29 protein-coding genes are annotated in these 24,267 nt (G+C 64.8%); 19 read left to right on the forward strand and 10 right to left on the reverse strand.

The features are described 5' to 3' along the window. Positions 1 to 103 precede the first annotated feature (103 nt). Both A2Z13_10345 and A2Z13_10350 read left to right on the forward strand, forming a co-directional pair. Positions 104 to 835 (forward strand): hypothetical protein, encoded by a 732-nt coding sequence (locus A2Z13_10345; protein OGP76834.1) that lies wholly within the window; start codon positions 104 to 106, stop codon positions 833 to 835. After that, on the forward strand, positions 832 to 1,959 hold the full coding sequence (locus tag A2Z13_10350; GenBank protein OGP76835.1) for a rod shape-determining protein RodA: 1,128 nt from the start codon (positions 832 to 834) through the stop codon (positions 1,957 to 1,959). The genes A2Z13_10345 and A2Z13_10350 overlap by 4 nt, the downstream gene beginning before the upstream one ends. On the opposite strand, the gene A2Z13_10355 is transcribed toward A2Z13_10350, so the two are convergent. From A2Z13_10355 to A2Z13_10365, 3 genes are read right to left on the reverse strand one after another with little or no spacing between them, the layout of a single operon-like run. Continuing rightward, a complete protein-coding gene (locus A2Z13_10355; protein OGP76836.1) occupies positions 1,919 to 2,539 on the reverse strand; it encodes a hypothetical protein in 621 nt (206 codons plus the stop codon). The genes A2Z13_10350 and A2Z13_10355 overlap by 41 nt on opposite strands. Beyond that, the gene (locus A2Z13_10360; protein ID OGP76837.1) at positions 2,539 to 2,865 is read right to left on the reverse strand and encodes a thioredoxin; all 327 of its coding nucleotides are present in this window, start codon (positions 2,863 to 2,865) and stop codon (positions 2,539 to 2,541) included. The genes A2Z13_10355 and A2Z13_10360 overlap by 1 nt, the downstream gene beginning before the upstream one ends. 8 nt (positions 2,866 to 2,873) lie before the next feature. Further along, positions 2,874 to 3,272, reverse strand: a complete 399-nt coding sequence (locus A2Z13_10365) for a CoA-binding protein (protein ID OGP76858.1) — start codon at positions 3,270 to 3,272, stop codon at positions 2,874 to 2,876. A gap of 157 nt (positions 3,273 to 3,429) precedes the next feature. Here A2Z13_10365 and A2Z13_10370 point away from each other — a divergent pair, with 157 nt between their 5' ends. From A2Z13_10370 to A2Z13_10380, 3 genes are read left to right on the forward strand one after another with little or no spacing between them, the layout of a single operon-like run. Then, positions 3,430 to 4,011 carry a phosphoheptose isomerase gene (locus A2Z13_10370; GenBank protein ID OGP76838.1) on the forward strand — a complete coding sequence of 194 codons (582 nt, stop codon included), beginning with the start codon at positions 3,430 to 3,432 and terminating at the stop codon, positions 4,009 to 4,011. Beyond that, positions 4,008 to 4,943, forward strand: a complete 936-nt coding sequence (locus A2Z13_10375) for a hypothetical protein (protein ID OGP76839.1) — start codon at positions 4,008 to 4,010, stop codon at positions 4,941 to 4,943. Before A2Z13_10370 ends, A2Z13_10375 begins: the two co-directional genes overlap by 4 nt. A 20-nt stretch (positions 4,944 to 4,963) precedes the next feature. Next, a complete protein-coding gene (locus A2Z13_10380) occupies positions 4,964 to 6,133 on the forward strand; it encodes a hypothetical protein (GenBank protein ID OGP76859.1) in 1,170 nt (389 codons plus the stop codon). Here A2Z13_10380 and A2Z13_10385 read toward each other — a convergent pair. After that, on the reverse strand, positions 6,130 to 6,831 hold the full coding sequence (locus tag A2Z13_10385) for a hypothetical protein (GenBank protein OGP76840.1): 702 nt from the start codon (positions 6,829 to 6,831) through the stop codon (positions 6,130 to 6,132). The genes A2Z13_10380 and A2Z13_10385 overlap by 4 nt on opposite strands. 126 nt (positions 6,832 to 6,957) lie before the next feature. Between A2Z13_10385 and A2Z13_10390 the strand changes: the two genes are divergently transcribed. Next, positions 6,958 to 7,977 (forward strand): hypothetical protein, encoded by a 1,020-nt coding sequence (locus A2Z13_10390; protein OGP76841.1) that lies wholly within the window; start codon positions 6,958 to 6,960, stop codon positions 7,975 to 7,977. Then, positions 7,961 to 9,337, forward strand: coding sequence for a hypothetical protein (locus A2Z13_10395; GenBank protein ID OGP76860.1), 1,377 nt, complete (start codon positions 7,961 to 7,963; stop codon positions 9,335 to 9,337). Before A2Z13_10390 ends, A2Z13_10395 begins: the two co-directional genes overlap by 17 nt. 194 nt (positions 9,338 to 9,531) lie before the next feature. Here A2Z13_10395 and A2Z13_10400 read toward each other — a convergent pair whose 3' ends face one another. The 3 genes from A2Z13_10400 to A2Z13_10410 are packed head-to-tail and all read right to left on the reverse strand — an operon-like array spanning position 9,532 to position 12,164. Further along, the gene (locus A2Z13_10400; GenBank protein ID OGP76842.1) at positions 9,532 to 10,533 is read right to left on the reverse strand and encodes an alcohol dehydrogenase; all 1,002 of its coding nucleotides are present in this window, start codon (positions 10,531 to 10,533) and stop codon (positions 9,532 to 9,534) included. Then, complete coding sequence (locus A2Z13_10405) at positions 10,530 to 11,189, reverse strand: hypothetical protein (protein ID OGP76843.1); 660 nt, start codon at positions 11,187 to 11,189, stop codon at positions 10,530 to 10,532. The genes A2Z13_10400 and A2Z13_10405 overlap by 4 nt, the downstream gene beginning before the upstream one ends. A gap of 24 nt (positions 11,190 to 11,213) precedes the next feature. Continuing rightward, the gene (locus A2Z13_10410; GenBank protein OGP76844.1) at positions 11,214 to 12,164 is read right to left on the reverse strand and encodes a histone deacetylase; all 951 of its coding nucleotides are present in this window, start codon (positions 12,162 to 12,164) and stop codon (positions 11,214 to 11,216) included. Between the two features lie 52 nt (positions 12,165 to 12,216). Between A2Z13_10410 and A2Z13_10415 the strand changes: the two genes are divergently transcribed. Further along, positions 12,217 to 13,491, forward strand: coding sequence for a hypothetical protein (locus A2Z13_10415; GenBank protein OGP76845.1), 1,275 nt, complete (start codon positions 12,217 to 12,219; stop codon positions 13,489 to 13,491). Here the strand turns inward: A2Z13_10415 and A2Z13_10420 are convergent. Both A2Z13_10420 and A2Z13_10425 read right to left on the reverse strand, forming a co-directional pair. Continuing rightward, the gene (locus tag A2Z13_10420) at positions 13,475 to 14,080 is read right to left on the reverse strand and encodes a hypothetical protein (protein ID OGP76846.1); all 606 of its coding nucleotides are present in this window, start codon (positions 14,078 to 14,080) and stop codon (positions 13,475 to 13,477) included. The two genes, A2Z13_10415 and A2Z13_10420, sit on opposite strands and share 17 nt — an antisense overlap. A 68-nt stretch (positions 14,081 to 14,148) precedes the next feature. Continuing rightward, the gene (locus A2Z13_10425) at positions 14,149 to 14,982 is read right to left on the reverse strand and encodes a hypothetical protein (GenBank protein OGP76847.1); all 834 of its coding nucleotides are present in this window, start codon (positions 14,980 to 14,982) and stop codon (positions 14,149 to 14,151) included. Positions 14,983 to 14,987: 5 nt separating this feature from the next. On the opposite strand from A2Z13_10425, the gene A2Z13_10430 reads away from it, so the two are divergent. The 8 genes from A2Z13_10430 to A2Z13_10465 all read left to right on the forward strand — a co-directional run bounded on the left by A2Z13_10430 (position 14,988) and on the right by A2Z13_10465 (position 21,476). Then, positions 14,988 to 15,287 (forward strand): hypothetical protein, encoded by a 300-nt coding sequence (locus A2Z13_10430; protein OGP76848.1) that lies wholly within the window; start codon positions 14,988 to 14,990, stop codon positions 15,285 to 15,287. A gap of 30 nt (positions 15,288 to 15,317) precedes the next feature. Then, positions 15,318 to 17,111 carry a hypothetical protein gene (locus A2Z13_10435; protein OGP76849.1) on the forward strand — a complete coding sequence of 598 codons (1,794 nt, stop codon included), beginning with the start codon at positions 15,318 to 15,320 and terminating at the stop codon, positions 17,109 to 17,111. 3 nt (positions 17,112 to 17,114) lie between these two features. Further along, positions 17,115 to 17,906, forward strand: a complete 792-nt coding sequence (locus A2Z13_10440) for a hypothetical protein (GenBank protein OGP76850.1) — start codon at positions 17,115 to 17,117, stop codon at positions 17,904 to 17,906. Continuing rightward, positions 17,903 to 19,744 carry a hypothetical protein gene (locus tag A2Z13_10445; protein ID OGP76851.1) on the forward strand — a complete coding sequence of 614 codons (1,842 nt, stop codon included), beginning with the start codon at positions 17,903 to 17,905 and terminating at the stop codon, positions 19,742 to 19,744. The genes A2Z13_10440 and A2Z13_10445 overlap by 4 nt, the downstream gene beginning before the upstream one ends. Next, positions 19,734 to 20,306: a hypothetical protein gene (locus A2Z13_10450; protein ID OGP76852.1), complete on the forward strand. Its 573-nt coding sequence runs from the start codon at positions 19,734 to 19,736 to the stop codon at positions 20,304 to 20,306. The genes A2Z13_10445 and A2Z13_10450 overlap by 11 nt, the downstream gene beginning before the upstream one ends. A 40-nt stretch (positions 20,307 to 20,346) precedes the next feature. Continuing rightward, the gene (locus tag A2Z13_10455) at positions 20,347 to 20,985 is read left to right on the forward strand and encodes a hypothetical protein (GenBank protein OGP76861.1); all 639 of its coding nucleotides are present in this window, start codon (positions 20,347 to 20,349) and stop codon (positions 20,983 to 20,985) included. Positions 20,986 to 21,057: 72 nt separating this feature from the next. Then, entirely contained in the window at positions 21,058 to 21,279 is a 222-nt protein-coding gene (locus A2Z13_10460; GenBank protein OGP76853.1) for a hypothetical protein, read from the forward strand. 26 nt (positions 21,280 to 21,305) lie between these two features. Then, a complete protein-coding gene (locus A2Z13_10465) occupies positions 21,306 to 21,476 on the forward strand; it encodes a 4Fe-4S ferredoxin (GenBank protein ID OGP76854.1) in 171 nt (56 codons plus the stop codon). A 246-nt stretch (positions 21,477 to 21,722) separates the two neighbouring features. Here A2Z13_10465 and A2Z13_10470 read toward each other — a convergent pair whose 3' ends face one another. Next, the gene (locus A2Z13_10470; GenBank protein OGP76855.1) at positions 21,723 to 22,268 is read right to left on the reverse strand and encodes a hypothetical protein; all 546 of its coding nucleotides are present in this window, start codon (positions 22,266 to 22,268) and stop codon (positions 21,723 to 21,725) included. 116 nt (positions 22,269 to 22,384) lie between these two features. Here A2Z13_10470 and A2Z13_10475 point away from each other — a divergent pair, with 116 nt between their 5' ends. From A2Z13_10475 to A2Z13_10485, 3 genes are read left to right on the forward strand one after another with little or no spacing between them, the layout of a single operon-like run. Further along, positions 22,385 to 22,582 carry a hypothetical protein gene (locus A2Z13_10475; protein ID OGP76856.1) on the forward strand — a complete coding sequence of 66 codons (198 nt, stop codon included), beginning with the start codon at positions 22,385 to 22,387 and terminating at the stop codon, positions 22,580 to 22,582. A gap of 16 nt (positions 22,583 to 22,598) precedes the next feature. Beyond that, positions 22,599 to 23,813 carry a cysteine desulfurase gene (locus tag A2Z13_10480; protein OGP76857.1) on the forward strand — a complete coding sequence of 405 codons (1,215 nt, stop codon included), beginning with the start codon at positions 22,599 to 22,601 and terminating at the stop codon, positions 23,811 to 23,813. Between the two features lie 8 nt (positions 23,814 to 23,821). Further along, positions 23,822 to 24,205, forward strand: a complete 384-nt coding sequence (locus A2Z13_10485) for a Fe-S cluster assembly scaffold protein NifU (GenBank protein OGP76862.1) — start codon at positions 23,822 to 23,824, stop codon at positions 24,203 to 24,205. Positions 24,206 to 24,267 lie beyond the last annotated feature (62 nt).

The following is a 24,267-nucleotide window of genomic DNA, read 5'->3' on the forward strand; positions in this document are numbered from 1 at the left end:
AGGGCTCCAGGACCCGAAGGCCACGGTCCTGTGCCCGGGGTACCTTCAGATCGGAAACCGGAGCTTCCGGTGCTGGAGGGAGAAGGGGCACGGGACGGTGGACATGTACAAGGCGATCGTGCAGTCGTGCGACGTTTATTTCTATACGATGGGACTCAGGCTCGGGCCGGACCGGATCGCGAAGCTGGAGAAGGAAGCCGGGCTCGGCACGATCACGGGGATCGACCTGCCGGGAGAGAGGAAGGGGCTTGTGCCCGACACGGAGTGGAAGCGGAAGGTGTCGAAGGAGCGGTGGTACGATTCGGAGAGGGCGATCCTGGGCATCGGCCAGGGGGCGATCCACGTCACGCCGCTGGAGATGCTGGCCGGTTATTCCACGATTGCGGCCGGCGGAGAGGTAATGCGTCCCCGCCTTGTCCGAAAGATCGTGGGGATGGACGGCAAGGAGAAGGAGATCCCTCCCCAGCTCCTCCGGAAGATCCCGTGGAAGCCCGAGGACATCGCCTTCATCCGCCGCGCCCTCGCGGGTGTCGTCAATGATTACGGGACGGGCGGCGCGGCCAAGCTCCCTGGAATCGAGGTGGGGGGAAAGACCGGGACGGCGCAGGTGGCGACCGTCAAGGGGAAGATGATCAAGTCCGAGAACCTGCCCTACCTGATCCGTGACCACGCCTGGTTCGCGGGATTCGCGCCCGTGGCCGACCCCGAGATCTGCGTCGTGGCGATGATGGAGCACGGGGGGCACGGCGGATCCGCCGCCGCTCCCGTCGTCAAGGCGGTGATGCAGGAGTACTTCCGGAAGAAACAGGTCGAGAAGGCGCAGGAGGGGAAATGATCCGGCGGGGAAAAATGGCGAGGCTGGACTGGCCGATTCTTCTGCTGGCCCTTCTCCTGTGCGGCGTGGGCCTGCTCAACGTGTACAGCGGGACAAGGGTGATCGGCACGCCGGGCCTGCCGCTCTTCGTCAAGCAGTTGGTCTGGATCTGCCTGGGGATACTGGCCTTCTTCTCCTTCTACCTGATGAGCGACGGTTTCATCGAGGAGATTGCCTGGCCCGTCTTCTGGGGGGCCCTTGCGATCCTGGTCGTCGTGCTCGTCGCCGGCAAGATCCGGGGGGGCGCCCAGAGATGGATCTCGCTGGGGGCATTCAATTTCCAGCCCTCGGAGTTCGCCAAAGTCGCGGTGGTCCTGGCGCTCGCGAAGTACTTCGCCGACCGCTACCATTACGACGGGATCGGCTTCTCGGAGACCGTGCCCGCCATCGGATTGGTGATCCTTCCCTTCCTCCTGGTCGGGCTCCAGCCTGACCTGGGGACGGCAGGGGTGTTCATGATCATCCTGGTGGGGATGATCGTGGTCGCGTGCGTGAAGGGGAGGGTGCTCCTCTTCATGGGGGGCGCGGGTGCGCTCGCGGTCCCGGGGCTCTGGTTCGTGATGAAGGACTACCAGAAGCAGCGGGTCCTCACGTTCCTGGACCCGGAGCGGGACTCCCTGGGCGCGGGGTACCACGTCATCCAGTCGAAGATCGCGGTAGGGTCCGGAGGATTCCTCGGCAAGGGATATCTGCACGGAACGCAGGGGTCCCTGCGGTTCCTCCCGGAGCAGCACACGGATTTTGCGTTCGCCGTACTGGCGGAGGAGTGGGGATTCGTCGGAGCGCTGGTCCTGCTCGTCCTGTTCCTCTGCCTCGTTTACCGGGGATTCCACCTGGCCTCCCGGTCGCAGCACCGGTTCGCGTCGTTCGCGTGCGGGGGGATCACCGTGTACTTCCTGGCCCACGTCACCATCAACCTGGCGATGGTGTGCGGACTGTTCCCGGTGGTGGGGATCCCGCTGCCTTTCGTCAGCTACGGCGGGTCGTCGATGCTGACGAACATGATGGCGCTGGGGATCATGGCCAACCTGGCGAGGAGCCGCTTCACGTTTCAGGGAGGGGGGGAGCGCTCGATAAGCGCTTGATCTCGGAAACGATGTCGGCGGAAAGGGAAGGGGAGGCGCCGATCCACCGTTTGAACACCTTCCCCTCCCGGTCCGTCAGGAGGAGGATGGGGGCCTGTTCCGGGCCGAACTGTTCCCGGAAGGTGCGCGGGAGGGCGACGACGTTCATCACCGGCAGGGTTCCGGCATTCGGGAGAGGGGGCTGTCGCAGGGGCTCGACCTCCGCCGTCCCTTCACTGCCGAGGAGCCGCTCGCGGTCGAACCGTACCCGGTAGACGCGCACCGACCCTTCGGGGATCTCCCGGGAGGCGTCCCGGATCGATTTCCAGGTATCCGCGCACGGCGGACACCAGACGTAATCGAGGAAGATGAGCCGGAACGGCTCCGGGGACTCGGGCAGGCCCGACTGCGGCTGCCCCGAGGCATCGACGAAAACAGGCTTCTGCGAGGGGAACGGGACGGACCCGACGGGAAAGCTTTTCGGACCGCACGCTGCGCAGAGGAGCGCCGCGAGGAGACCCGCAAGCGCCCTGCTCTGAGGCTTGCGAGGGGGGACACTCCTGGTTTCCTCGCCGAGAAAACCAGGAGTGTCCCCCGCCATTACAGGTTCTTCTGGATCAGCTGGACGATACTGGACTTCGGGTTGACGCCCACCATCTGTCCCTTGATCTGGCCTTCCTTGAACAGGATGAGAGTGGGGATTCCCCGAACGCCGAACTGCGAGGCGATGTCGGGGCTGTCGTCCACGTTTACCTTGGCGATGCGCACCTTCCCTTCCATCTCCTTTGCGACTTCCTCAAGGATGGGGGCGATGACTCTGCACGGGCCGCACCAGGGCGCCCAGAAATCCACCAGAACCGGGGTCTGGCCGCTGTCCACGGTCGACTTGAAATTCCCGCTGTTCAGTTCCAGGATGTTACCTGCCATTCTCTTCCTCACTTTCCGCGCTTCGCGAGTTCCTTTTTCATGCAGAGGTCCATCACTACAGGGATTCCCGCCCGCTCCAGCCGGTCGCGGGCAGTGAAGTTGACGACGCCCTCCTGCATCCAGAAGAACCGTGCCCCGATGCGGATGGCTTCCTCCGCAATCGGCGGGACCGCCTCGGATTTCCGGAACACGTCGACCAGGTCCACGCGCACCGGGATGTCGGATAACGATTGGTAGGCTTTCTCCCTCAACACCTCGGCGAGGAAGGGATTCACGGGGATGACCCGGTAGCCCTTTTCCTGGAGGTACCGTGCAACGGCGTGGCTCGGACGCTCCGGCTTGTCGGAGAGGCCGACTACCGCTACGGTTTTTGCCTCCGAGAGGATCCTGTCGATCACCGCATCCACGGATGATTCCCTTCGTTCGTTAACGGAATAGATGCGCAACATGCTACAACGGTTTTTCCCGAAAGGAAAGGCAACGATGCCCCACCAACGAGGGATTCTTGACAGCGACAGGTCGGAAAAGCGATTATGATCCCCTATCCTTTCCGGAGGGACCTCCGTGCAGGAAGCGATCGCGAAAATATTGAAGGAAGGGGCGGACCTGCGCCTTCAGATGATGGAGACGATGACCGGCGGTATCCTGGAGGCCGCCCAGGCGATCGCCCATGCGTTCAGGGGGGGGCGGAAGGTCCTGCTGTTCGGAAACGGCGGCAGCGCCGCGGACTCCCAGCACATCGCGGCGGAGTTCATGAACCGCTTTCAGATCGAGCGCCCTCCTCTTCCCGCGATCGCGCTGACCACGGACACCTCCCTGCTGACCAGCATCTCGAACGATTACGCGTTCGACGAGGTGTTCAGCAAGCAGGTCAAGGCCCTCGGGAAGAAGGGAGACATCGCGATCGGCATCTCCACGAGCGGCAACTCGGCCAACGTGCTGAAGGCCCTCCGCGTGGCGAGGAAGTTGGGGATGGTCACGATCGCACTCACGGCCGAGGGCGGCAAGATCGCTTCGAACGCCGACATCGCCCTGGCCGTCCCCTCCCGGAGCACCCCCCGCATCCAGGAGGCTCACATCACCATCGGACACATCCTCTGCGACCTGACGGACACCCTCCTCTTCCGGCAGGTCGGCAAACGATGAGCGGCGTCGACCCGACCCGCCTCCGCAGGACGTCGCTCTACTCGCGAAAGAGCAAGGTCACGTTCAAGGGATTCGGCGCCCCGGTCCGGAAGGGGATCTCGTTCACCGATTTCCTCGCGGGTCTTCCCGACTACCTTGCGGCGAAGGACTTCGGGGCGGTGGTCGGTGCGGTGGCGGCCGCGAAGAAGCGGGGCGCTCCCGTCCTCCTCGGAATCGGCGCGCATTTCATCAAGGTCGGGCTCTCCCCCCTCCTCATCCAGGGGCTCGAGAGGGGGCTGTTCGACTGCGTTTCGATGAACGGCGCCGGGGTGATCCACGACACGGAGCTGGCGCTGGCCGGAAAAACCTCCGAGGACGTGACCGAACAGCTCTCCGACGGCTCCTTCGGGATGGCCCGGGAGACGGCCCAGTTCATCCATTCCGCCCTGGCGTCGGGGGTCCCCGAGGGGCTGGGATTCGGCGAGTCGGTGGGGAAGGCCATCGCTGCGTCCCGGGCCCGGTATCGACGCAGGAGTCTCCTGGCGGCGGCGTGGCGGCTGAACGTGCCGGTGACCATCCATGTCTGCATCGGTTCGGATATCATCCACATGCACCCGGAGGCGGACGGCGCCGCGATGGGCGAAGCCTCCCAGAGGGATTTTCGCCGGTTCTGCGAGATGGTTTGCCGCCTGGAACGGGGGGTTTATCTGAACGTCGGCTCCGCGGTGGTCCTGCCCGAGGTCTTCCTGAAAGCCGTGGCTGTCGCGCGGAACCTCGGCAGGCCGCTCTCCCGGATCACCACCGTGAACATGGACTTCATCCGCCATTACCGTCCCGACGTCAACGTCGTGACCCGCCCCACGCTCCAGGGCGGGAAGGGGTACCACCTGATCGGCCCCCACGAGATCCTCTTCCCGCTCCTCATGGCGGCCGTGGCCGAGAAGCTGTGGTAGCCGCACTCTGCGCCGGGATCATGTCGGGAACCTCGGCGGACGGGGCCGACATCGCTTTCGCCTCCTTCTCGCCCGTGCGCGGAAACATCGCCTGCCGGTTCCGCAGCTTTTATTCCGTCCCGTATCCCCGGGACCTCCGCGAGCGGGTCCTGCGGATCTCCGAAGCGAGGGAGGCCGACAAGGAGGAGCTTTGCCGTCTTTCGATGACCCTCGGGGATTTTTTCGCCTCCGCGCTCGAAAAGGCGTTTGCGTACCTTGAGATCCGGCCGGAAGAGGTGGCGGCCGTCGGCTGCCATGGGCAGACGGTTGGGCACTATCCCGTCAAGCGGCGCGGCTTCCTGAAGGAGACCGGGGCGTCCCTGCAAATCGGCGAACCCTCCTTCCTCGCGCAACGGACGGGGATCACCGTGGTATCGGACTTTCGCCCGGCGGACATTGCGGCGGGTGGCATGGGCGCACCGCTTGTGCCGGCCTTTCTCGGGATCCTGCTGCGGGGACGGGGTTGCTTCTCCTCCTTTCAGAACCTCGGCGGGATCGGGAACGCCACCGTGGTGAGCCCTCAGGGGAAGGTCCTCGCCGCTTTCGACACGGGGCCGGGGAACCTGCTGATCGACGGCGCGGTCCGCCGGCTTTCGGCCGGGCGCAGAACGATGGACAAGAACGGCGCCTGGGCACTGCGGGGAACGGTGCAGGAGAAGTTCCTCGCCGGCCTGATCCGGGGGGACCGGTTCATCGCGCTTCCGCCCCCCAAGAGCACCGGGCGGGAGCGGTACGGCCGGCCGCGCCTGGAGAAGATCATCGCCTCGGCGCGGAAAGAGGGCCTCTCCCGGGAGGATCTCCTCGCCACGCTCACCGCCTACACCGCCGAGACCGTCCGGCTGGCGTTCGATCGCTACGTCCTGCCGAAATGGCCCGTGAAGGAGATCTTCCTGGGAGGCGGCGGGGGAAAGAACCCGGCGCTTGCGGCGTTCCTCGCGGCGCGGATGCCGGGACTCAAGATCCGGGCGACCGAGACGCTCGGACTTCCCCCGCAGTACATCAAAGCCGCGGCATTCGCTTTCCTTGCCTACCTTGCCCTTTGCCGCCAGACGGGGAACGTTCCCGTCGCCACCGGCGGGAATCCAGCGGTGCTCGGGAAAATCTCGCCGGGGTCTCGGGGGACATTCATGAGGGTGTCCCCCCCAAGTTAAATCGCTGTTTCCTCGCCGGGCTTGAGCACGACGACGCGGGTTCCCGGGGCGACCTTCTTCATCTCCGCGACGAACCGGTCGGCGTTGGGCTCGAGGATCGGGAACGTCCCGAAGTGCATCGGGATGACCGTCTTCGCCTGGAGCAGGGAAGCCGCCTTCGCGGCCTGGCGGTAATCCATGGTGAAGACGGAGCCGATGGGAAGCAGCGCCACATCGATCGGATACAGTTCCCCGATGAGCGACATCCCCGCGAAGATCCCGGTGTCCCCCGAGTGATAGAGGGTCGTGCCCGATGGGGTCTTGATGACATATCCCACCGGCGCTCCGAGGGAGCAGGAGTGCCTCGCCTCGGTCATGGTGAAGGAGAAGCCGTCGAGGACCACGGTCCCTCCGACGTTCATCCCCACTCCTCCGTGAAGGAGCTGGGTTTCCGGGACCCCCTTGGCCTTGAGGTCCCCCACAAGCTCGAAGATCCCCACGACCAGCGCCCCGGTCATGCGGGCGATGCTGGCGGCGTCCGCGGCATGATCGAAGTGGTCGTGCGTGAGAAGGAGGAAATCCGCTTTCGCGATCCCTTCCGGCCCGCTCGGTGCGGTCGGGTTTCCCTGGAACCAGGGGTCGACGAGGACGGTCTTGCCGGAGGGGTCCTGGATGGAAAAGCCGGAATGTCCGAACCAGCGAATCTTGACGGGTGGCATGTGGAGATCCTCCCTGCTCGTTGGATGATTTTATTTATACCGGGGTTGTCGCCTCCCCTTCAAGGAGGAAATGGCGGCTTTCTCTTTCCGGGTTTCCCGTGGTAAAACGACGATGGAACGAAACCAATGGAAACCTCTTCCCGAATCCGGGTGGTCGTCCCCAACCGCGTGGATCTGGCGGGCGGCACGCTCGACATTTATCCAATGTATCTCCTCGTCCCGGGCTCGATGACCGTCAACGCGGCGATCGGGATCCGGAGCCATGTGGAGGTGGCGCCCGTCCGCGGTCCCGCCCGCCTGTACTCGGAGGATTTTTCGCTCGGGGCGCAAGCCGCCGACACGCACGGTTTTTCGACTGCGGGCAAGCTCGGCCTGATCGCCGACGCGCTCCGGTTCTTTTCTCCCGTGAAGGAGGTCGAGCTCCGCTTCCGGAACGAGGCGCCGCTGGGGTCAGGGCTGGGGGCGTCGTCGTCGCTCCTGGTGGCCACGATGTTGGCGATGGACGCCCTTCTTGGCCGGAGGCGCGGATGGGAGGAGACGGCCCGTGCGGCGATGGAAATCGAGGCGGGGCACCTGCGCTGCCTGACGGGGCGCCAGGACCACGTCGCTGCGCTGCGCGGGGGGATCCAGGGAATCCGATTCCTGCCGGGCGGCATGGAGGCGGACAGGATTGCGCCCGGGAGCGACGCCGGCCGGAAGCTCGCCTCGCACGGGTTTGTCGCCGGCACGGGGAAGGTTCACCGTTCCGCGGAGGTCAACTGGCGGATGATCCGCGGCGCGATCGAGGGGAACGCGGAGATCCTGCGCAGGTTTCGCGGAATCGCCGCCGCCGCGCGCGACGCATGGGACGCCGTCAGGAACGGAGATGTCGACGCGGCGGGCCGTGCCGTCGGACGGGAATGGCAAATCCGGAAGACCCTCGCTTCAGGCGTCTCCTCGCCGAGGGTGGAAAAGACGTTCGCCTTGCGGGAATTCCGGAAGCACGTCACCGGCGTCAAGTTGTGCGGGGCGGGCGGCGGGGGAGTGGCGTTCGGCCTTCTTCGCAGCCCCGAGGAGCGCAGGAAGGTGGAATCGCTCCTTCGGGCCGAGGGGTTTACGGTTTATCCATTCAAGCTTTCGGGTGGTCCCCGTGTCTCTCGATTCTAAGACCTGGGACGTGATCGTCATCGGCGCGGGGCCCGCGGGGCTGTTCGCCGCGCGGACATTGTCCGGCAGGCTTTCCGTCCTGGTGCTCGAGGAGAAGGCCCGCACGGGAGGGGCCGGGGCGATGACCGACGGAAAGCTCAACCTCTCGCCGCAGATCGGGCTCGACCTCACCGAGCTGCAGATCTCGGAGGAGGAAGCCGGCGACCGGATCGCACGGATCGACGAGGTGTTCCTCGAGCACGGCGCGGACCGGACCCTTTACGGCGCGGACGCGGTTCGGATCGGCCTGTGGCTGGACCGGGTCTCCTGGGTCCGGCGCGCCACCCCGAAGGGAGACTGGGACATCACGCTCCTGCCGGCACGTCAGCGTCACATGGGGACCGACCTGGCGCACCAGGTCGTGGCCCGCATGACGGATTCGATCGCCGGCAACGGGGCGACGTTCTCCCTCCGTACGAAGGTGGAGGACATCTTCCAGCGGGACCGCCACGGGCCGTTCCGCGTCCACACCTCGAAAGGGCAGTTCGCATCGAGATACCTGATCGCCGCCCCGGGGCGGGAAGGGGCGTACTGGTTCCGGGAGGTCGCGCGGTCTCTCGGCGTGCAGACGCGGTGGGGGGCCATCGACATCGGGTGCAGGGTGGAAGTGGCCCTGCCCGTTTACGACGAGATCACGCAGGTCCTCTACGACCCGAAGTTCCTCTTCGTCACGCCCACCCACGGGGACCGCACCCGCACCTTCTGCACCAATCCCGGCGGCAGGGTGCGCGTGGAGATCCGGAACGGCTGCCGGCTGGTCAACGGCGACGCACTGAAGAAATGGAAGACCCCCTGCACGAACTTCGCGATCCTCAACACGGTGTCGATGACCGAGCCTCTCCAGGACACGACGGAGATGGGGCGCAAGGTCATGGAGTTCGCCAACTTCTGGGGCGGAGGGGACAGCCTGGTGGTACAGCGGTGGGGGGATCTCACCGCGGGAAGACGCTCCAAGACGGAGACGTTCCACTCGGCGGCACTCGGATACGACAAGATGACGCCGACTCTCCCGCCGGGACCCGGGGTCACCCCCGGAGACATCTCGTTCGCGTACCCCGGGAGGATCGTCGACAATCTCCGGGAGAGCCTCCTGCTCCTGTCGCGCGTCATCCCGGGGGTGGCGCACCCTTCGACGACCGTCTACGTCCCGGAAATCAAGTTCTACGACACGAAGTACACGACGGACCGGCATCTGGAAACCAACCTCCCGAACCTGTTCGTCGCGGGGGACGGCGTGGGCAAGTCCCGGGGGATCATCGGCGCCGCCCTCAACGGGATCCTGGCCGCCGAGGGGATCCTGCGCAAGGAAGGGAAAGCGTAAGCGCCCGGCATCGGCTTCGCCCCCTCTGAGGGGGACTCCGTTCGTGGCCGTGCGGTGGACCCGCACGGTTGCGCTCCCCTCCTGCGGCGGCTCCACCGGACCCACCTGCTACGGGAAGGAAGCCGTAATCGGCAATTTCTCCGCCGCGTTTGCGCGCCCAAACGGAAGGCGAAGCGATTTCCGTTGCCTTCGTATCAGGAGACGACGAGGACGCCCGTCCCCTGGATCTCGTCCGCCTTCAGCATTTGGAGGGCGCGGTTTGCCTCTTCCAGCGGGAAGAGGGTGACCTTCGGGCGGATGGGGATCTCCGCGGCCTCCCGCAGGAGGTCTTCGCCGTCCCGGCGCGTGTTGGCGGTCACGCTCCGGAGGTTCTTCTCGTAAAATAGGCACTCTTCGTATTTCATCGACGGGACGTCGCTCATGTGAATACCCGCCAGCGACAGCGTCCCGCCTTTTTTCAGCGCCCGCAGCGCCGGCGGGATCAGCTCCCCCGCCGGGGCGAAGAGGATCGCCGAATCCGCGGCGACCGGCATCTCCGCGGGATCCTCCCCCGCCCAGGAGGCACCCATCTCGAGCGAGAGGTTCCGGTGGCGCTCCCCGCGCGTGCAGACGAATACTTCGCAGCCCCTGTGAAGCGCCAGCTGGATGACGATGTGCGCGGAGGAGCCGAATCCGTAGATGGCGAGCCGGCCTCCCCGGGGGAGGTCGGCGCGCCGCAGCGCCCGGTACCCGATGATCCCTGCGCATAACAGCGGGGCGGCCTCGGCGTCTGAGAACGCCCGGGGGAGAGAGTAGGCGAAGGCCTCCGGCACGACCGCGTACTCCGCGAAGCCTCCGTCCCGGTGGTAGCCCGTGAACAGAGGCGCTTCGCACAGGTTTTCCTTCCCCGCCGCGCAGAAGGCGCACGAGCCGCAGGTGTGGCGCAGCCACGCGATCCCCACACGCGCTCCCGGGGAAAAGCGTTTTGCGTCTTCGCCCAAAAGGTCCACCGTCCCGACGACCTGGTGCCCGGGAACGAGCGGGAGGCGGACCGGGGGGAGGTCCCCCTCGATGACATGCAGGTCCGTCCGGCAGATGCCGCAGGCGGACACCCTCACCCGGAGCTCACCCGGCCCGGGCTCGGGGGGCGGCAGCTCTGCAAGCCTTAAGGGGGAAGTCGCGACCGGCCGGAATCCGGAAAGCAGCATCGCCTTCACAGGTGGAAAGACGACGGATCAAGGATCTGGAACCCCGCCTCCTCAATCGCCTTTTTAAGCGGGGTGACGTTCAGTGTGGCGACGCGGAAGAAAATCGCGCGCTTCCCCTCCTCCGCATGCCCTGTGGTCAGGACGCTCGTGATGTTCACGTTGTACTCCTTGATGATCGAGACGATCTGCGCGAGCCCCCCGGGTACGTCCGGCACGACCACTTCCAGCCGGGAGCTGATTTCGCCGACGCCCAGCACTTGGATGAACGCCTTGAGGACGTCGGCCCGCGAGATGATTCCCGCCACCCGTCCTTCCCTGTCCAGCACCGGGAGCGAGTTCACGCGGAAATCGTGCAGAAGGACGATGGCGTCCTCCAGGGTGTCGGCGAGGGTGGCCGTCACAACCTTACGGGTCATGACCTTCTCCACGGTCGTTTCCTTGAGGAGGTCTTCGGCTTCCTTCTCCGTCGCGCCGCGCAGGAGCGCCACCGGCAGCGTCGCCTCCCGGATGTCGCGGTTCGACAGGATGCCGATGAGCTTGCCGTTCTCCCCCGTCACGGGAAGCTGGGGGATGCTATGGCGGCGCATTCGCTCGCGCGCCTCGAATAGCGAAGCATTCGGGGATATCGTGACGACGTTCCGCTGCATTCTCCGGATGACGAACATGGATTCTTCCTCCTCCTCCCGGTGCTATTTCCCGAGGAGTTCCAGTAGGTGTGCTTCCACGGATAACGTAAGAGAGTTCAGTTCGTATCCCCCCTCGAGCAGGGAGACGATTCTTCCCCCGCAATGCAGGTCCGCCATCTCGACGACGAAGCGGGTCATGAAGCGGAACCCTTCCTCGGTGAGCTGGATGTCGGCCAGGGGATCGTCCTTGTGGGCGTCGAACCCGGCGGAGACGAGGAAGATCTCCGGCCGGAAGGCGTCGATCGCGGGGCGGAGCATCTGCTCGAACGCCATGCGATACTCGGCGTCCCCCGCCCCGGGCTGCATCGGCGCGTTGAGCGTCGTCCCTTCCCCGGCCCCCCTGCCGGTTTCCCACCTTCTGCCCGTCCCCGGGTAGAGAAAGGAAGGGTGCTCGTGAATGCTGAAGAAGAAGACGGACGGATCCTCCAGGAAGATGTTCTGCGTTCCGTTTCCATGGTGCACGTCCCAGTCGACGATGAAGATGCGGGAAACTCCGTGCCGCGAACGCAGGTACCGGGTTGCGATGGCAATGTTGTTCAGGAGGCAGAAGCCCATCCCCGTCCGGTTGTCGGCGTGGTGCCCGGGCGGGCGGATCGCGCAGAACGCGCGCCGGACCTTGCCGGTGATCACGGCCTCCGCACCCGCGATTGCACCGCCGGCGGAGCGGAAGGCGACGGTGTAGGAGTTCCGGTTGAGGTAGGTGTCCTCGGCGTCCAGCGTCAGGTCGCCGCGCCGGCACGCCATCTCGATCTTCTGGAGGTACGAAGGATCGTGGACGCGGACGATGTCAGCCTCGTCCGGGAAACCCGGAGTGACGGGAACCATCTTGTCCAAGAGTCCCCTCTCGGCGAGGTGATCGGCGATGGCCACGAGCCGGCCCGGGGACTCCGGATGCTCAAAGGGAGGGGCATGCAACAAGTAATCCGGATGATAGACGAAGGCGACGCTGTTCATCGGATCTCCATGCGGGCCTTTTCACTATAGCAGAATCGGATATAGTAAAGAAATGGAGACCCACTGGCTGTGTGCGCTGCTGGCGGTCTTCCTGTCTCTCCCCGCAGCGGCCGCGACCGCCATCCGGTCTTCCCTGCTCATTCTGGGGGAGGAGGGGCTGGCGGAGGAAAGCGCCCGGGGCGACCGGAAGGCGGAGCGCCTGCTCGCCGCTGTCCGCGATCCATCGGTTCGCCACCCCTTTTCGCTATGGACGCTGGCGACCGTTCTGAAGGCGGCTTCGGGGCTCGCCGCCGGAGCGTCGGCCGCGGCGTTCGGGCTGATCGCGGGGGGATGGCCAGGTGCCGGCCTGGGTGCAGCGTGGCTGGCCGCCTACCTGCTGTTCCTCTTCTACCTGGAGAACATCGCGACCTGCGAGACGATGGAGAACCCGCGGCGGGTCCTCCGCTGGGGAGGCGTCTGCCTGGCGGCTCTTCGCATGGCGGTCTTCCCGGCCCGCCTCTTCGACGGGCTGGGACGGCTTCTCTTCGGCGGGCGGTACTCCCCCGAAGCCCTGATGGACATCCGCTTCGGGTCCGAAGAGGGGATCCTCGGCGTCATCGAGGAGGGTGCGGAACACGGGACGATCGACGCCACCGAGGAGAAGATGATCGAGGGGGTCCTGCGCTTCGGGGAGACGACGGTCGCGGAAGGGATGACCCCCTGGGCGGAGGTGGTGTTCCTCAAGGAGGGGACCCCGCGCTCCGAGGCAGCGGGGATCGTCGGGGATTCCGGTTATTCCCGCTACCCCGTGATCTCGCCCAACGGAGAAGAGGTGGTGGGGATCCTCTCCTCGTGCAGCCTCTTCCGGTCGCCTCCGGACGGGCGCTGGGAAGGTTTCCTCGAACGGCCGATGTACGTCCCCGAGTCGATGAAGGTGTCCGACCTGCTGCGCCGGTTCCAGCGGGCAAAGGTGCACATGGCGGTGGCGATCGACGAGCACGGGAAACTGTGCGGCGTGATCACGATCCACGACCTGCTGGAAAAGATCGTGGGCAGGCTTGCCGACGGAACCGAGTCCCAAGAAGGACCGGAGTGGGAAAAAGACGGTGCCCTGTCGGTCCCCGCGGCGACGCCGGTCCGGGTCCTCCGAGAGGAGTACGGTATCGACCTCCCCATGGGCGCGACGTACGAGACGGCGGGAGGGTTCGTGATGGACTATCTGCAGGACGTCCCGGAAGGGATGGTGACCTTCCTCGCTCACGGCTACCGGATCACGGTTTCGGAAACCGAGCGGTACCGGATCAAGCGTCTCCGGATCGAGAAGACGGCCTCTACCGAAACTCCGTGAACTCCGCTGCCGGCTTCCTGGGGGGTTTTGCGGGAGGAGAATCCGGTTTTCCTACCGCGATCACCGCGAGGAGCTCCTCGGGGTATCGGATCGAAAGGGCGGATTCCAGCTCCGGCTTGGCGATCAGCGGTCCGGTCATCCAGCACGTGCCGTATCCCAGAGCATAGGCAGCGAGCAGGAACTGGGTGACGGCCGCAGAGACGCTCTGCAGCCCGGCGTTGACCTGGAACCGGCGGATGCGGTGGCGCTCCTGGTCCTTTTCCCGGAGGATGCGGTCGGTGGTGGATTCGTACGGCGCTCCGATGACGCACACCGCCGCGGGCGCACCCCAGAACAGGTTGTAATTGTTGATCTTGTCCGGGGCAATGGCCTTCCGCGTGGTACGGGAGACCACCTCGTCCACGATCCCCTTCATCCGCGTGAGGAGTTCCCTGTCCTCGACAATAAGGAACCGGACGTTCTGCACGTTGCCCGCCGACGGGGCCCACGATGCGGCCTCCGCCATCTTGAGGAGAGTCTGCCGGGGGACCTGCTCCCTGCGGAACTTGCGCACGCTCTGCCGTCCCTTCATCGCCTCGAAGACGTCCATCCCCCCTCCTTCTTCATGGAAGCGTTGTCGCGCGCCTCCCTAAAATAGCACAGTACGAACGCCGACGGTTACGGGACCAATAGCAGCAGTTCCGCGCCCTTTTCCTTTTCGTTGAACTTCAGGAGGATTCGCTCCACGGGGATCTTCCCTGGGCTGGCGAGGGCGGCCCGGATCTCTTCCGCAAGCTTCTTCCCCCCTGTGGAAAGAAGAATCGAAGCCGTGGGGAACTCCGCCGCCGCCGTTCCCACCTCGGCGATGACCTTCTTGCCCCCTTTGGAAAGCGTGGTTTTCCCTTTTACGAACAGAACGTTTTCCGGGAGAACCACGTTCAGTGCGGGGCCCAGGGGAGTGACCGAGATGTCGCGGGACACCTTGCCGATAGCCTCCGCCAGTGCCGCGAACCGGTCTTCCCGGCGTTTTTCCTCCTGACGGTGCTCTTCCGTGAGGCGCTCTACCCGGCCGAGCAGGATGTCGCGCTCCCGGATCAGCGCCTCGTTATCTCCTGGTTTCCCATTGCGAAGGGATTCCAGGGAGGCCTCGCAGGCCTGCGCCCTCGCGTTCAATTCCTGGATCCGCTTCCCGGTGGCCTTTTCCTTCTCCAGGAGCTCGGAGATGAACTGCTCCCGCGTGATCCGGGTGCCCTCGTAGTTCTTCCGCGCCGAAGCGTTCTCCTCGGCGAAACGGCTTATCTCCGCCTCCTGCGCCTGCACCCGGGCCGATAGCGCCGCCTCCGCTTCCCTGGCGTCGGCGAGCTGTTTCTGAAGGGCTTCGTTCCTTGCCTGCAGCACGACCGTCTCCTTGTTGGCAGAGGCGACCGCGTCCCGGAGGGTATCGGCCTCCTTCGTCTTCGTCTCGTACCTGGAGCTGGTGACCATGCAGCCCCCGGCCGCGAGGCACACCAACAGGAGTGGGGCCGCTGTCCGCAATCTTTTTTCGTTCACTTTTTCCCCCGGAATTCTGCCGGTTTGGCGAAATACTAATTATTTTACTTTCCCCCCCCTTTTTTATAAAGTTTAAAACAACTGGGGAACGGGCGGGCCGACGTGGGTGGATCCCAGGCGAGAATCCCGTTGCCTCCGACGCATCGCTGGAGGAGAAGCTTGGGCTCCTGCTCCAGGAGGATTTCTACTCGGCGGTCGAGTCCGTGCATGACCTCCTCCGCCGGGGGATGGTAACATTCGAGGACGTTTTGCCGTTTTTCCGGTAGGAAACGTTCGCCGCGAAGGAGCCGAGGGAGATGAAGGAAACGACGATCGACCGGATGTTCCTGAACCGGATCGCGGAGGGGGGCGACGCCGCGCGCTACCTCGTTCCGCGCGATGGAAAGTGGGAGTCGTTGAGCTACCGGGAGGTCGGGGCGGCCGTCCGGGAAATGGCCTGCGGCCTGATGAGCCTGGGGCTGGCCAAAGGGGAGAAGGTGGCGATCCTCTCCTCCACGAGGGTGGAATGGACCCTCGCCGACGTCGCCGGCATCCTTTGCGGATTCGTCACCGTTCCGATCTACCCTTCCAATCTCCCCGACCAGGTGGAATACATTTTGGCCCACTCGGGGGCTCGCGCGGCGTTCGTCGAGGACGAGTCCCAGTGGAACAAGGTGGCCGGAGCGAGGAGGAGACTGCCGGAGCTGTCCACCGTGATCCTGCTCACCGGGAACCCCGAGGGGAAGGAAGGCACGGTCGGCCTTGCCGGCCTCCGCACGAGGGGCGCCGAATACGCAGCGGCGCACCCGGGCGCGCTGGAGTCGCGGGCGCAGGAGATCCGTCCGGAGGACGACCTGACGATCATCTACACCTCGGGGACCACAGGGCCCCCGAAAGGCGTGGTGATCCGGCACAGCAACGTCGCCTTCGACGTGACGTCCACACAGGAGATCTGCTGCGTGCCGCGGGGCTCGGTCATGCTCCAGTTCCTCCCGCTGGCGCACGTCCTGGGCCGGTTCGAACACTTTCTCTCCTTCGATGTGATGGCGGTCACGGCGTTCGCCCGGGGTCTTCAGACGGTGGCCGAGGACCTGCCGGCCATCCGCCCGCATATCATGATCAGCGTCCCCCGCCTGTACGAAAAGTTCTACGCCGCGGTCCTCGGCAAGGTGCAACAGGAAGGGGGGCTGAAAAAATCGATCTTCCAATGGGCGCTCTCCGTGGGGCGCGAGGTCTCGGCGCTGAAGCAGCGGCGGGAGCCGGTCGGCGGATTGCTGGGGTTCAAGTTCTCCCTGGCCGACCGGCTCGTGTTCGGGAAGATCCGGGACCGGCTGGGAGGGCGGCTCCGCTTCTTCGTGTCGGGGGGGGCGCCGCTTGCCCGGGAGATCGCGGAGTTCTTCCACGCCATGGGGATCCTCATCCTCGAGGGGTACGGCCTGACGGAAACGCCCTCCGTGGTGTCCGCCCAATCGGAGGAGAACTTCAGGTTCGGTACCGTCGGCAAACCGATCCCCGGCACGGAGGTCAGGATCGCTTCCGACGGAGAAATCCTCATCCGCGGCCCCCATGTATTCAAGGAATATTACCGCGACCCGGCGGCGACGCGGGAAGCGATCGACCAGGAAAGATGGTTCCACTCCGGCGACATCGGGGCGATCGACGCGGACGGGTTCCTGCGGATCACGGACCGCAAGAAGGACATCATCGTGACTTCCGGGGGGAAGAACGTGGCTCCCCAGAACATCGAAAACCTTCTCAAGAACGATCGGTTCATCAGCCAGTCGTTCGTCTACGGGGACCGGAAGAAGTACCTGACGGCGATCCTGACCTTGGTCCCCGAGGAACTCGTCAGGTGGGCGGGGGAGAACGGGATCCCGGAGCGGGACCCGGTGGCGCTCGCGAAAGACCCCCGCGTCATCGCGATGATGAGCGCCCGCGTGGAGGAGATGAACCGGTCGCTGGCCTCCTTCGAGCAGATCAAGAAGTTCGTCCTTCTCGGGACGGACTTCTCGCAGGAGACCGGCGAGCTGACGCCCACGCTGAAGGTCAAGCGGAAGGTGGTCATCCAGAAGTACGGGATGCTGCTCGATGCCCTCTATGAGAAAGATTAGTTAATCCCCTTGCCCACAACGATTTACGAAATCAACAAGATGGCGGAAAAGGAGCGTGAGCGGCTCCTGTCCGTCCTCATCCCGGCGCGCTTTCTGGAGATGTTCTCCATCGACCGGGAGACGTATGCCAACCCGGCCGGGGCGCGGTGCGTAAAGTTCGCTTGCCCCGAAAACATGCCGTTTTTCCAGATCGACCTCCGGCGGGATCCGGGAGACCGGGACGCCTCCTATTTCCTCGACGTGTCCAACTCGCCGTTCGGGCAGATGGAGATCTCCTTCATCATCGTGAACGATCCCGACGGGGAGCGGTTCAACATCGACGTGGACGAGAACGGGCAGGACACGTACTTCGGGACCGCGCGCAGGAATATCCCGGAGGAGATCCGCGCGATGGAGGCGGGACTTGCCCCCGCCCAGGTCCGGCGCGGCCTGCGGGCCATGCGGGACCTCATCTCCTGCTGGGACGAATTCTTCGTCAGCGTCGGACACCGGTTCTACTTCCTCGAGCCTATGAGCTACAACAGCGCCGTCCTGTATGAACGCGGCGGCTTCCAATATGTCAAAGGAAGGGAGATGATGGAGGGGATCGACCGGGAATTTCGCCCCGGGGGCGTGCTCCACGCGCGGCTGGACGGCAGCACCCCTTTCCGGAAGCAGGAGTACTGGAAGACGGTCCGTGGGAGGAGCTGGGCGATCCACGACGGCATACTCGACAAGCCGTGGGAAAGCCCCAAGATGTACAAAACGGTCGGAGTGAGCGGGGGAGTATGCACATTCACCGGCGAGGGATATTGAGGCCGGGATTCCTTGCGGTAGGAGCCACGGTTCTCCTGCTGGGCGTTGCCGCGCCGGCGCAGGAAGAGGAGCGCCCGAAGATCTTCCTGGAGAAGAAGATCTTCGCGGACACCTCCGAGGGGAAGAAGAACTTCTACGAAGTCCACACCGTCATGGAAGGGGAAAGCTTCTGGAGGATCCTCAACCGTAAAAATCCGGTTTTCCCTGCGGAATACGCCTCCCTCCTCAGGGAGTTCAAGCGGGCCAATCCCGCGGTCGCCGACCCGGGAAAGCTCAAGCCAGGCCAGGAAATCCTCCTTCCGTCGCTTGCCTCCTTCCCGAGGATTCCCCCGGGTCTCGAGGGGAAGGCGGCTGCCCACCGCGTGGTCAAGGGGGACAATCTGACGAAGCTCCTGAAGAGGCAGGGAGTTTCCCGCGGAGACCTTCCCCGGTACCTGGAGGCGGTGAAGGAGATCAACGAATCCGTCCGCGACGTGGACCGGATCTTCGCGGGAACGACCATTCTGCTTCCGACCGCGGCGTACTACGAGCAGCCGCAGGAAGCCCCTTCCGTAACGGCATCCGAGGAAGCGCCTGCCGTCGCGTTGTCCAGGGACGTCCCCCCGGAGCCGGTCCCGGCAGTTGCCGATTCGGCCAAGCCGGAGGCCCAGATCCGCGCGCCCTCCGCGCCCCAGGCGTCCGCGCCGGTGATGCAAACCTCGAAGGAGCATGCGAAAACGGAGCGTGCGAAGAAGGAAGAGGCGGCGCTCCCCGTCCCCAGGCCACCCTACCGGGGCCTGCTGACGGATATTCTCGCAGGCCTTGGGGAGAAGCTGGCCGACCGCGGCACGCTTTACCTTCCCGTACCCTCCGGCGGGGAGGTGATATTGAACCTTGAGGATTTCCCTGTCGCGCGCTTCACGAACGGCACGCAGGCGTTGATCGATTTCAGGGGGTCGCTGCCTCAGAACATACGATCCCTGATAACGGAAACCTGGAAGAACTACCGGGTGGTTTCCCTTGAGGGGACCCGGGACGCGGGGGAGATCCTACACAGGCTCCTCCAGGCATCGGGGTATCATTCGGTCAAGGGGGGGATCTCCCGCCCCCTTGTCATCGGAGTGGGGGTCTCCGTCACCCTTCCGGCCGACTGGGTGGTCCTGCGGACACCCAGGAGCCTGCTCTCCGGCGAGGTGATCCTCATCAAGGAGGTGCCGGAGAAGCCCTCGGGGGACCTGGGCGCCGTCCTCCTTTATGCCGACCGCGTGGGCATCCGCGTGCTCCCGTTCGCCATCGACCCCTCGGCGCTCGAGGGATTCCTCGTCGGGATCGACGACACTACCGGCGCCGACGCGCCTCAACGCATGGCGGTCCCGCCGGGAGGGCTCGCCGCCCTGGATTTCGCGCTCGATTACATGGGCATACCGAAGAAGGAAGGCGAGCGCCTGAAGATCGGCGGGAAGGCGGACGCATTCCAGTTGATCGTCCAGCCCGAGCGGACTTTCGAGACGGGAGGACGTCGGTACGTCGCGGACACCGGGAAGATGTCGCCCGCCCTCCGGACGCTCGTCAGGGACTCGGGCTTCACGGTGTTTCCCGTCCCGAAGGACGAGCCTGGAAGGGAGATCTTCCGGCGGATGCTCAAGGAAGCCGGGATCTCCTCGGAAACCCGACGCGACTTCCTGATCTCCGGCGGGGAAAAGGAAGGGCACTCGGTCCGGGTAACCGGGGAGTTCGTGACGTCGAAGGAATGGCTGGAAAACAGGAAGGTGCGCGAGGTGGTGTTCTTCGGCGGGAGGGTTCACTCCGCGACGCGGACGCTGATGCGCGCCCTCGGGGTGGAAATCATTGAGTGGTGACGCCGAGACTCAGCGGTCTTCCCTGTTCGGGCTGTGGAACTTCCGGCCCCGACTGTCGGTCGTCCTGATCTTCCTGACCCTGACCGTCGCCGTCGTCGGCTACCGCATGTTGCGCGACTCGGGGACCCGGAGGGTGGAAGGGATGGCGCGGGAAGCTCAGCGCATGTTCGCCGCGTCCCAGAAGGCAGGGACGAAGGGCGTCCCGCTGGATCCCGGCGTCGTCGAGGAGGGGATCCGGGGATGGGTAGGAGTGCGGGTGGTGCTTCCCAGAGACGAGCGGCTCTTTTCCTACAGGAGCGCGACCCGCGAGAAGATCGGGAAGCAGGCCGCGGCGGCGGTGCACCTCGCCTTCGGGGAGGAATCGTATCTCCTCCTGATCGTGCGGCCGGACACGCTCCGCGGAGGAAAGGACTCGCCGCTGTTTTCCGAGTCCTCCTTCCTCTCGTGGGAGAAGGAAGGAATCTCGTTCGTCTACTGGGAAAAGGAAGGGTTGCTCTACTTCCTGGTTTCCAACGCCGATCTGACTCACACGTTCGACCTGGTTCGACAATACTTCACCTGACCGGTGCTCATTACGGCGGGACATCACAGGAGGGAAGATGATGAACGTAGCGAAGCGCATGATGAGGAACCCCGTTTTCGTGGATGAGAACGACTCGATGAAGAAGGCGATGGACCTCCTGAAAGAGCGCGAGATCCGGCACCTCCCGGTGCTCAAAGATGGAGAAAAGCTGGTCGGGATCGTTAGCGAGCGCGACATCAAGCAGGCCTCCCCATCTCCGGCGACCGCCCTCGAGATCCGGGAGATCTACTACCTGCTCGACAAGGTGAAGGTCAAGCAGATCATGACGCGACGGCCCTACACCATCTCGTCGTCCGCCCCCATCGAGGAGGCGGCCCTCATCATGCGGGAGAAGAAGATCGGCTGCTTGCCGGTAATCGAGGAAGGGAAACTCGTGGGGATCATCACGGAGACCGACATCCTGGACGCCTTCATCGAGTCGATGGGGGTGAGCGGGCCCGGCTACCGGATGGAGCTCTCCCTTCCGAACCGGCCCGGGATGCTCTTCGAGGTCCTGAAGCTGATGAAGGATTTCGACGTCAATATCGTGTCCGTGGCCACGGCGACGAACGACGACCCGGACAGGAAAATCCTCGTCCTCCGCGTCGAGACGAAGAATTACAAGCTTTTGAAGGCCGCGCTCAAAAAGGGCGGCTACGAAATGCTGTCCGCGGATTGATTTTCATCAAGGAACGACGGACCGGGGAATGACATCGTATAATAATGGGAGATCAAAAAGGGAGGTACCTCCATGAGATTGGAAGTTGAAAGGGTACTGGACAAGATTCGCCCCGCCCTCCAGGCGGACGGGGGAGACGTGGAACTTGTCGACGTCGAGGGGGGTGTGGTGAAGGTGCGCCTCACCGGCGCATGTGGTGGGTGCCCGATGGCAACGATGACGCTGAAAGGCGGCATCGAGGTGGCGCTCAAGGAAGAGATTCCCTCGGTAAAGCGAGTGGAACAAGTGGTGTGAACCGACAGACATCCTAGGGAGGCAACATGGCGTACAAGATCACGGAGGAATGCATCGCCTGCGACGTGTGCGTACCGGAGTGCCCCGCCGAGTGCATTGCGGTGGGGGACCCCGTCTACATCATCGATGCGGAGAAGTGCACCGATTGCGCCGCCTGCGCGGGGGTGTGCCCCACCGCCGCGTGCGTTCCGGCGTAGAGGCACATTCCTCGTAACAGCGAGTGGTGACAATGGACGGGAGGCGAAAGCACACCTTTTCGCCTCCCGTCGTTTTTTCCCGCAACCCCTAACAGCCCCTCCCGAGCGGCTTCGTTGCCTCGCAGGGGGGCCGGCAGCGAAGTCGCTCGGCTTGCCGGGAACCGCAAGCCTGCGCTCAACCTTTGCCTGAAAGCCTCGCTCAGACCCCCCTGCTGCGGGAACGAAGCCGCAGAAGGGGCCGCTGGTTTACAGAAGCTTGCGGACTTCGCGCTCGAAGGTGTCCTTGTCGAGGTAGCCGATGTGGACGTTCTTGATGATGCCGTCCTTCCCCACGAAGAAGGTGGTGGGGATGGTGCTGACGCCGCCGTAGGCCCGGGCGGTGGCCATGTCGCCCATGAGGATCCGGTATTCGACCCGGTTCTGTGTCAGGAACGCCGGGAGGTTTCCCTTCGTGTCCATGTCGAGCGAGATCCCCACGAGCTCGAAGCCGTTGCCGCGGTACTTGTTGTAGACCTCGACGAAGCCGGGGATCTCCTGGCGGCAGGGAGGGCACCAGGTCGCGAAGAAGTTGATGACGATCGGCTTTCCCGCGAACCGGGTGGAGCTGATGCTGTTCCCGCTGATGTCGCGCAGGGAAAACGGCGGGGCCATCCGGCCGGCCCCCCCCCCGGCCATGGGAGCCGGTCCTTCCCGGGCGTTCTGCGAGGCCGGCTGCCAGCCGCGGTACCAGGGAAGGGCCGCGATGAAGGCCAGGGCGAGGATCCCGGCCAGGAACAGGGGGAGTTTCTTCATTCGGGGAATTGTACAACAACTTGATCCTCAAGTATCCTATAACCGGTAACCGGAGAATCAGACGCAACGGGGCGGGCGCGCCCGCTTCAGCAGGATCACCCTGCGGGAGGACATCCATGGCGAAATGGACGATGGAGGAAGTACTGCGCATGGCACTGCGGCTCGAGCTGCAGAACTACGGGGAGTACCGGAAAGGATCCCAGGAATCGGAGATCCCCTCCATGAAGGCGATGTTCGCGTTCCTTGCCGAAGAGGAGAAGGGCCACATCCAGCTGATCCGCGACAAGATGGCCGAATTCAAGGTGAAGGAGTAATCAAGGGAAACGGCCGATGGCGCGCATCTTCTTCGACCACATCTCGACAACCCCCCTCGATTCCCGCGTCTTCGAGGCGATGAAGCCGTACTTCCTGGAGCTTTACGGCAACCCCTCGTCGCACATCCACGACCAGGGGCAGGCTGCGCTCAAGGCAGTGGACGCAGCGCGGTCGGAGGTTGCGTCGCTGCTCGATGCCAGCCCCGACGAAATCGTCTTCACCTCGGGGGCGACGGAGGCGAACAACCTGGCGGTCAAGGGGGCCGCCGAGGCGAACGGAAAAAAAGGCAGGCACATCGTCGTCTCGGACGTGGAGCACTTCTCGGTGCAAAACGCCCTGATCCCCCTGCGCAACCGGGGGTACGAGGTCACGACCTTGAAGGTGGACTCCGACGGGAGGGTCGATCCCGGGGATGTCCGCAGGGCCATCCGCCCGGATACAGCGCTCGTTTCGGTGATGCACGCCAATTCGGAGATCGGGACGATCGAGCCCGTGGCCGAAATCGGGCGGATCGCCCGGGAGCGGGGGGTTCTCTTCCACACCGATGCCACGGCTTCCGCCGGCCACATCCCCCTGAACGTCCGGGAGACCGGGGCGGACCTGGTCACGCTTTCCGCGCACAACTTCTACGGCCCCAAGGGGACGGGCGCGCTCTTTGTCCGCGAGGGGGTGTCGCTCGTTTCCCAGGTCGACGGGGGTTTCCAGGAGAGAGGGTTTCGGGCGGGCACCGAGAACGTCCCCGGCATCGTCGGCATGGGCGCGGCCGCCCGGATCGCAAAAATCGAGATGGGGGAACGGGATTCCCGCCTGCGACGGCTCGGCAAGCGGCTTTGGGAGGGAATCGCGGCCACGGTCGAACATCTCCATTTCACGGGACACCCGACGGACCGGCTCCCCGGGCACGTGAGCTTCTGGGTGGAATACGCCGAAGGGGAGTCCCTGCTCCTGTTCCTCAACGTCCACGGGGTGATGGCGGCCTCGGGGTCGGCGTGCAGCTCGAACCTGCGGGGGCACGACGAGGAGGATCTCGTGGCGTCCCCGGTCCTTCGGGCGATCGGGGTCCCCTCCGACATCTGCACGGGCTCGATCACCTTCAGCATGGGAAAAGGAAGCACCGAGGCAGAGGTCGACGAGGTCTTGAGCGTCCTCCCGGGGATCGTGAAGCGGCTCTGGGAGATGTCGCCGACGTATCTCGATTACCAGAAGCGGAAAGCACGGGGAGGCAGGTAGCCATGGCCATGGCGGCGGGACCTTACAGCGCGAAGGTGATGGACCACTTCATGAATCCGAGAAACGTCGGTGAGATCGAGAACGCCGACGGGATCGGCGAGGTCGGCAACCCCGCCTGCGGGGACATGATGCGGCTCTACCTCAAGGTGGAGGAGGGCAAAATCGTGGAGGCGAAGTTCCGGACCTTCGGGTGCGGCGCGGCGATCGCCTCCAGCTCGATGCTGACGGAGATGATCACGGGCAGGACGATCGAGGAGGCGCGGGCCATCACGAACCAGCACGTAGCGGATGCGCTCGACGGGCTCCCCCCGGTCAAGATCCACTGCTCCGTGATGGCGGAGGAAGCCGTCAAATCCGCGCTGGACGATTACGTCAAGAAGAATCCCGGCTGACGGAGGCCGCAACGGCATGCTCGACCTCAACGAGATCGAAATCCTCCAGGTGGCCGTCGTCC

The organism is Deltaproteobacteria bacterium RBG_16_64_85 (assembly GCA_001798885.1).
Taxonomy (GTDB): Bacteria; Desulfobacterota; Deferrimicrobia; order Deferrimicrobiales; family Deferrimicrobiaceae; genus FEB-35.